This is a genomic window from Streptomyces sp. NPDC059248 (genome assembly GCF_042753905.1).
Taxonomy (GTDB): Bacteria; Actinomycetota; Actinomycetes; order Streptomycetales; family Streptomycetaceae; genus Streptomyces.
The window spans coordinates 19,925-27,509 of sequence record NZ_JBHYZV010000039.1; the positions used below are offsets into that span (position 1 = coordinate 19,925).

The 7,585-nt window shown below is 74.9% G+C and carries 5 protein-coding genes; 2 read left to right on the top strand and 3 right to left on the bottom strand.

The genetic code is table 11. The features are described from left to right. Nucleotides 1–39: 39 nt before the first annotated feature. A complete protein-coding gene (locus ACFXG1_RS18485; RefSeq protein WP_384743584.1) occupies nt 40–2,085 on the bottom strand; it encodes a BTAD domain-containing putative transcriptional regulator in 2,046 nt (681 codons plus the stop codon). 451 nt (nt 2,086–2,536) lie between these two features. On the opposite strand from ACFXG1_RS18485, the gene ACFXG1_RS18490 reads away from it, so the two are divergent. Further along, nucleotides 2,537–4,492: a TerD family protein gene (locus ACFXG1_RS18490; protein ID WP_384743587.1), complete on the top strand. Its 1,956-nt coding sequence runs from the start codon at nt 2,537–2,539 to the stop codon at nt 4,490–4,492. A gap of 42 nt (nt 4,493–4,534) precedes the next feature. On the opposite strand, the gene ACFXG1_RS18495 is transcribed toward ACFXG1_RS18490, so the two are convergent. Next, nucleotides 4,535–5,440 (bottom strand): NADP-dependent oxidoreductase, encoded by a 906-nt coding sequence (locus ACFXG1_RS18495; RefSeq protein ID WP_384743590.1) that lies wholly within the window; start codon nt 5,438–5,440, stop codon nt 4,535–4,537. 287 nt (nt 5,441–5,727) lie between these two features. Here ACFXG1_RS18495 and ACFXG1_RS18500 point away from each other — a divergent pair, with 287 nt between their 5' ends. Beyond that, on the top strand, nt 5,728–6,891 hold the full coding sequence (locus ACFXG1_RS18500) for a hypothetical protein (RefSeq protein WP_384720544.1): 1,164 nt from the start codon (nt 5,728–5,730) through the stop codon (nt 6,889–6,891). Between the two features lie 77 nt (nt 6,892–6,968). Here ACFXG1_RS18500 and ACFXG1_RS18505 read toward each other — a convergent pair whose 3' ends face one another. After that, nucleotides 6,969–7,469 carry an SgcJ/EcaC family oxidoreductase gene (locus ACFXG1_RS18505; protein WP_384720548.1) on the bottom strand — a complete coding sequence of 167 codons (501 nt, stop codon included), beginning with the start codon at nt 7,467–7,469 and terminating at the stop codon, nt 6,969–6,971. Between the last annotated feature and the right edge of the window lie 116 nt (nt 7,470–7,585).

A 7,585-nucleotide genomic window follows, 5' to 3' on the forward strand; every position in this document is an offset into this window, starting at 1 on the left:
ACGGATACGAGGGCGGGAAGGTGCGGTCCGGTGCCCCGGTCAGAGCCGGTCGCGGTCCGCGACCCGTGGTGGACCGCCGGGCGGAACGGTCGACGGCACGGGCGCCAGCGGGCCCGCCGCCCGGATGTGCCCGGCGAGCCGCGCCGGGTCGGTACCGTCGCGACCGGCCAGCGCACCGGCCAGCGCGGCGTGCAGCAGTTGTCGCCCGGAGGCGGTGAGGGTGCCGAGCAGCACCTCCTGGACCAACTCCGGGAGCCGGTAGTACCCGGTGAGCGGATCGCCCCGGTCCGGGTGCCAGACCAGCAGTCCGGCGGTGACGGCACCGTCGACCAGGGCGGGCAGCCGGCCGGCGGCCGTGCCGGGGACCTCGGCGAGCAGCCCGAGGTCCAGCCGGCCGCCGTCCACGGCGGTATGGGCGAGTACGGACCGGGCTCCCTCGGGGAGTCCGGCGATGCGGTCGTGGACGATGGTGCCCACCGCGGCCGGTACCCGGGCGCCCGGCCCGGTACGGCGCTCCGGCGCCAGTGCCAGCAGCTCCGTCAGGACGAATGGATTGCCCGCCGAACGCCGGTGCAGGGCCTCGGCATCGGCCGGGTCGTCGCCGCGCGCCACCAGCAGTTCGGTGACGTCGTCGACGGCCAGCGGGCCCAGGTGGAGCCAGGTGGTGCCGCGCCGGGCGAGGTCGGCGAGCAATCCGCTGACCTGCGGTGACCCGAGGTCGCGCAGGGCGCACACCACGGCCGCCGGGGTGTCCCGCAGCAGCCCGGCGAGCCGTCGCAGGCGGCTGTGGTCCTCCGGGGCTGCCGCGTCCAGATCGTCGAAGAGGACCAGTACGCGCGCCCGGCCCAGTTCCTGGACGAGTGCTTCCACCGGATCGGGACGCGCCGCCGCCGTACCGCCGGGAGCGCCGGGAGCGCCGGGGCCGTGCTGCCCGGGTTCGCGTCGTCCCAGCGCGTCGAGCAACTGGTCCAGCGGGCCGGACGGTTCGGCTCCCGGGCCGCCGCTTCCGGTGCCGGTGCCGCCGCCGATTCCGCCACCGGTGGCGGTACGGCCGCCGCGTACCCGGACCACGGGCAGTCCGGCCCCGTCCGCCCGCGCCGCCAGCTCGTCCAGCAGCCGGGTCTTGCCGGAGCCCGCCTCGCCGGAGACGACCGCCCACCGGGTACCGCCGTCGGTCGCGGCCCGGAGCATGCCGTCGAGCCTGCCGATCTCCTCGGCCCGCCCCACCAGGGGCGGTTCGCCGTTGGTCCGGGCTAACGGGGCCGCGGTCAGGAGGTACGGGCCGGGGGCGCCGCGTACGGGGCCCAGGACACCGGTGTCGTGCCGCAGTACGGCCGTCTGGAGATCGCGCAGCCCGGGGCCGGGGTCGAGCCCCAGTTCACGGGCGAGCAGGGAGCGGAAACGCTCGTACTGCCGCAGGGCCTCCACCGACCGCCCGGCGGTGTACAGGGCGCGCATCAGCAGGGCCCAGGACGTTTCGCGGAGCGGGGCGTCGGTGGTGAGCCGGGTGGCGGCGGGTACGGCCCGGTCCGTGTCTGCCTGCTTGATGAGGACGGTGACCCGGAGTTCCCGGGCGTCCTGCCGGGCGGAGTCGAGCCTGGCCCGCTCCCGCAGGGCGAAGGCGTGGTCGGCGGCCTCGCCGAGGGCCGGGCCGCGCCACAGGCCGAGGGCCCGGTCGAGCCGCTGGAGCGCCCGGTCGAGGTGTCCGTCGCGGAAGGCGGTACGGGCCGCGAGGACGGACTCCTCGAAGACGGCGGTGTCCCGTGCCTCCCGGGGTATGCGCAGGGCGTACCCGGCCCGGCCGCCGACCAACAGGTCCGAACGGCCCCGGCGTCCCGGGTCGAGCGCCGACCTGAGACGGCTGACATGGGCGCGTACGGACGACGCCGCGGCCGTCGGCTGGTCGCCCTCCCAGAGGTCGCGGCAGATCTCGCCGAGGGAGACCGGATGGCCGTCCTGGAGCAGGAGCCGGGTCAGCAGCACCCGGCGCTGCCGGGGCCCCAGATCGAGCGGGGCGGCGCCGCGCAGCACCTCGACGGGACCGAGCAGGCCGAACCGCAGCGGGGAACCGTCATCGGTGTCCACGAGATCGGCCACCTCCTGATGGCGCCGTCCGGAGTGAGCCGCACGACAAGTACGGGAGTACGGGGGTACGGGAGCACGGGAGTACGCGATGCACAGGGGCAGGGTTACGCGAACGGAACCCCGCTCCCGTTCCGTTCGCGCCGTCCCGGCAGCCTATGCGATCCATGTGACGTACAAGGATCAAGGTCGCGCGGCTACGACGCGGTGGGAACCCGTCGACGACCGTCCCGTGACACGCTCGTTCCCCGTTCGGGTCCGAACGGCCGCCGAGCCCGTTCGCCGCGGCCCAATACTCTCCGGTAACGGTCCGGCCGGGGAATGCCGTCGGCCCGCGGGTACAGAACTGTGACACGGGCCCCGGGGAACGGTGATCACTCCGAACAGCCCGACATAGCCGGGCAATACGCCTTTGCGGTTGAAGGAGTGACAAATTCCGGATCATCCTTGGCCGATGAGCCTCAGAACCTCTGTTCCCGACGTGTCCGGCCTTCGCGACTACGCCTTCGACTGGGCTCTGGTGGATGTGGAGACGTCCGGGCTCATCGCGCGGCGGGACCGGGTGCTGTCGGTCGCCGTACTGACCCTCGGACCGGACGGGGAGCCGGTCGAGGAGTTCTCGACGCTGCTGAACCCCGGTTGCGACCCCGGCCCCGTGGACATCCACGGCCTCACCGCCGAGCGGCTGTACGGGGCGCCGACCTTCGACCAGGTGGCCGGGCGGATCGGCGCGATGCTGCAGGACCGGGTCCTCGTCGCCCACAACGCGCAGTTCGACTACGACTTCCTCGCCCACGAGTTCGCGCGGGCCCGCCTCTTCCTCCCCGTATCGCGACGGCTGTGCACCCTCGCGCTCAATCGGCAGGTGGATCCGCCCACGGACGATATGACGCTGGGCACCCTCGCCGCGCACTACGGCGTCCGGCAGAACCGGGCGCACGACGCCCTGGACGACACACGGGTCCTGGCCGGGATCTTCCGGGCCACGCTGCGGGAGGCGGCGGGGCTCGATCTGCCGCTGCCCCTGGTGCCCTGTCCGCCGCGGCAGGACCCGCAGTTCGCCCCCAACCCGCCCAAGACGCCGTGCGCGTACCGCAATCCCGGGCGGTGGGCGACGGACGGGACACTCGTCCAGGGCATGAAGATCGCCATCACCGGGGAGACCGCGACATCGCGCGCGGAGCTGGTCGCGAAGTCGGTCGCCGCCGGGCTCAACATCATGGCGTCGGTCAGCCGTCACACCAGCCTGCTGGTCACCAACGAGCAGCGGTCGACCTCCGCGAAGGCCCGGCGCGCCGCGGCCGAGGGGGTACCCGTCGTCGACGAGCACACCTATCTCGGACTGCTGCGCGACGTACGCGCGGGGGACCTTCACCGGGCGGCGGAATCGCCGCGAGCGGCGGAACCGGAAGCCGGCGGGTCGACCGCGGCGGGGGCGGGGGCGGCGGCCGGAGTCGGTTCGGGCGCGCCCGTTCCGACTACCGCCGCTCCGGACGCCCCGGTTCCAGACGCCCCGGTTCCGGACGCCGCTGCTCCGGACGCCCCTGTGCCGGCGCCTCGTACGCCCCGGTCCACCGGTCCCGTACCCGCGTCCGCCCGGCCGCTCCTCGGGCGGCGGGTGCTCGTACTCGGCGGTACGCACCCGGAGGCGGTCGCCGCCAGGACCCGCGTCGTCGAACTGGGCGCCTCGGCCGCCGTGAACCTCTCCCGCAGTGTCACCGACGTCCTGCTGCTCGGCGGCGGGGAGACCGACCGCCGGATCCGGCGCATCACGGAGCTGGAGCTTCCGGTTCACGGCGTCGAGTGGCTCGCCGCGCCGGCGGCCGTCGCCGCCCCGGTCCGCGGGAGCGACCCGGCCAGAGCGCGCGAGCCGTCCGTGCTCCCGCGCGGTGGCGTACTCGATCTGCCGGTCCCGGCCTCCGGGGCGCCCGCAGCGCCGTGGCACATCACCGCCGGCTGGGCGCCGCAGGACCACTGCGAGATCGATGTCGTCGCCTTCGTACTCGACGAGGACGAGCAGGTCTCCTTCGACGAGGACTTCGTCTTCTACGGCGCCCCGGAGAACCCCGCGGGTACGGTTCGGCTGCGCGCCGACGGGCCCGCCGAACAGACCATCGCCGTCGATCTCGGCTCGTTCCCGCCCTCCTGTCACCGGATCGCCGTAGCCGCTGCCATCGACGGTTCTTCGACCTTCGGGGACGTCGGGGCGGTGCAGGTCACCGCGTCACCCGGGGCCGGGGCCGCGCCCGTGGCACGGGCGACGCTGGACGCCGCCACCACGGAACGCACCCTGCTCCTCGCGGAGCTCTACCGCCGCGGCCCCCTCTGGCGCTTCCGCGCGGTGGGACAGGGCTACGACCACGGGCTCGACGCGCTCGCGCGCGGCTACGGAGTCGATATCGCCGACTGAACTACGGCGCGGCGCGGTGCGGAAGTACCGCGGGTCCGCCGGTCACGGCCGGAGGACGAGCTTGCCGGGGGCGTGACCGTGCTCGCTCGCGTGCTGGGCGCGGCCCGCGTCCGCCAGGGGGAAGACCTCGGCGACCGGGATGCGCAGCCGGCCCTCGGCGGCCAGCCGGGCGTGGGCGGCGAGTTGGGCGAGGTCGCGGACCGCCTTGGAGGAGAAGGTGACGCCGTAGTCGGCGGCGGCCGGGTCGGCGATGGTGACGATCCGGTCGGGCGTTCCGCCGCGCAGTTCGACGGAGTCGGGCAGGGCGCCCTTGCCCGCCGTGTCGAGGACGGCGTCGACGCCCTCGGGGGCGGCCTCGCGGACCCGGGCGACGAGACCGTCGCCGTAGGCGACGGGGACGACTCCGAGGGCGCGGAGCGCGGAGTGGCGGGCGGGGGAAGCGGTGCCGATGACCCGGGCGCCCCGGGAGAGGGCGAGCTGTACGGCGGCGGTGCCCACCCCGCCCGCGGCACCGTGGATCAGTACGGTCTCCCCGGCGGCGACGGCGAGGAGGTCGAGGGTGCGCTGGGCGGTCTCGGCGGCCGAGGTGAGCGCGGCGGCCTCCTCGAAGGAGAGTTCCTCGGGCTTCGGTACGGCGACGGACGCGAGGGCGTACTCGGCGTAGGCCCCGGTGTCGGTGAAGCCGAACGCGGCCTCACCCACGGCGAGATGGTCGACCCCGTCGCCCACGGCGTCCACGGTTCCGGCGGCCTCGAACCCCGGGGTCGCGGGCAGGGCGGTGGGAAAGACCCCTTCCATGGACCCGCTGCGGATCTTGTAGTCGATGGGGTTGACGGCCGCCGCGACGACCTTCAGCCGGATCTGCCCGGGGCCGGGGACGGGTACATCGGTTTCGACGAGCCGCAGTACATCGGGCCCGCCGAACTCCTCGAACTGGATCGCCTGCATCACTGGTATCCGCCCTCTCCCGTCGTGCCGTCCCCGGTCGGCCAGGGTAAGCCGTGGAGAGCCGGGCCCGTGCGGGAGCACGCGCGGCGGCCGGGCCCTGCACCCCAAAGAGGGACGCGCGGCGCCCGGTTCGCCCCCGTACGGCGCCTCAGGGCGCCGAGCAGCCGGAGGGCCGTGGTGCCGAGGATCACGTACGCGTTCGCCGTTCGCCGTTCGACGGCCCGAGCACCCGGCGCGGCTCGCCTACGCTGGTGGGGAGGAACCACACGACCCGGAGGCAACCCGCCGTGACACGCCCCATCTCCCGGCTCGGCGCGGCCGGTCTCGTACTGCTGACGACCCTGGCGACGGGCTGCGGCGCGTCCACCGGCCCGACGTCCCCGACCGGGGGCGGCGGGGCGGGCGGTTCCGGGGCGCCCGCGTCGGCACCCGGCCCCGTGGCGGTCCGGGCGCAGGAGGCCCAGCGGGTGTTCGACGCGTACGCGGACGCCAACGCCGCCGCCGACGCGGCTCTCGACGGGACGGCGATCCGGGCGGTCCAGACGGGTCCGTTGCTCGCCGAGTCGCTCGCGGAGTACGCGATCGCCCGGCGTACGGGCGGCGAGTTGCCGCTGTCGGGCTTCCGCAGGCCCACGTTCCTGATCCCGGACGGGCGGACCGACCAGGGCCATCCGCGGTGGTTCGCGGCGGTCAGCAAGTGGGAGGGGCGCGAGACGGACCGGGCCTCGGCGCTCCACTACTTCGTCCAGCGCGAGCCGAAGGGTCCGTGGCGGGCGGCCGTGGCCACCTGGGTCGTCACCGCCCCCGAGCCCACCGCGCCCACACCGCCCTCGGCCACCCGCCCCGGTTTCGCGGTCCCGGACCCGGACCCGGCGGTCAGGCCCCCGCGGGACCGGGTCCGGCCCGGTACACCGCTGCTGCCCCCGCCCGACCGGGCCGCGAGCGGCACCATCCGTACGTCGGGTACGGCCGCCGCCGACCGCGCGGTGTGCGACACGCTCGCCACATCCCTGAGCGGCACCGCCTCCGGGCCGCGGTCCGCCGAGGCGGTCGCCGCCGACCGGCGGTTCACCCCGGGGCCCTTCACCACCGAACTGCGGTCGTACGTCACGGGGCTCGCCGACGACCGGCTGCGACGCGGCTACACCTACCGCGCGACGGACGCCGGACTGCCGGTGTTCCGGCTCCAGTCCGGCGGCTCCCTCGTGACCTGCACCCTCACCCGTGAGCACCGGCTGTCGGGCGCCGGCAACGGCGATACGGTCCGCTTCGCCGCCGGCTCCGGCACGGACGCGCTGCTGGGCGGAGGTGGGCAGGCGTGGCGCCGGGTCGACGAGCGGAGCAGCGTCACCGCCGTGGTCGCGGTGCCCGCGCGCGGGACCGAGCCCGCCACCGTACTGTCCTGCGACTGCTACGCCCCGCAGACGCTCTCCGCGACCGGCTCCCGGTAGCGACCGCCGCGGGCCCGTGCCGCGTCGGTGCGGCCCCCGCGCCCCGGGACCCGGGACCGGAGTCCACGCGGCGCGGCTCAGGGCTGTGCCGCCAGCATCTCCGGGTCGATGACCTTGGTGTTCTGCGCGGCGGCGATTCGCCATTCGCCGGCGTCCTTGGCGAGGACGTACAGCGGGGTGCCGGGGGCGGCGTCGGGCCGCTCCTCCACCAGGGCGGCCGGGTCCGGGTGGCCGCGGAAGACCTCGTCGAGCGCCTCCCCGTCCCGGGTGACCGGCCGTTGACGGACCTTGACCGCCGCGATGTCGGGCCGGATGAAGAGGATGTGCTCCACCGCGTAGGAGGCGGTCACCGGGTCGTCGATGGTGGCGGGCAGCACCTTGTGGGTGAAGGCGCCGATCGCGTCGGCCCCGAAGAGCCGCTTGCCGTGCGCGGTGGTCCAGAAGGCGTCCGGGCGGAACGACTCCATGAACGCGTCGGGGAGGGCGTTCTGCTGGGAGTGCTGGACCCGCGCGACGAAGGCGACGATGGCGTCCACGTCCTCCTGCGGTACCTCTACTCCGACGACCTCGGGGGCCATGGCCGTTCTCCTTCACTCGGTTCCGGCGGGGCGGTGCAAGGCCCCCCGGGGGGTAGCGCCCCCGGGTTGCCGTGGGCTGGAGATAAAAAACCAGACACAAAAATTTTTTTTGTGAA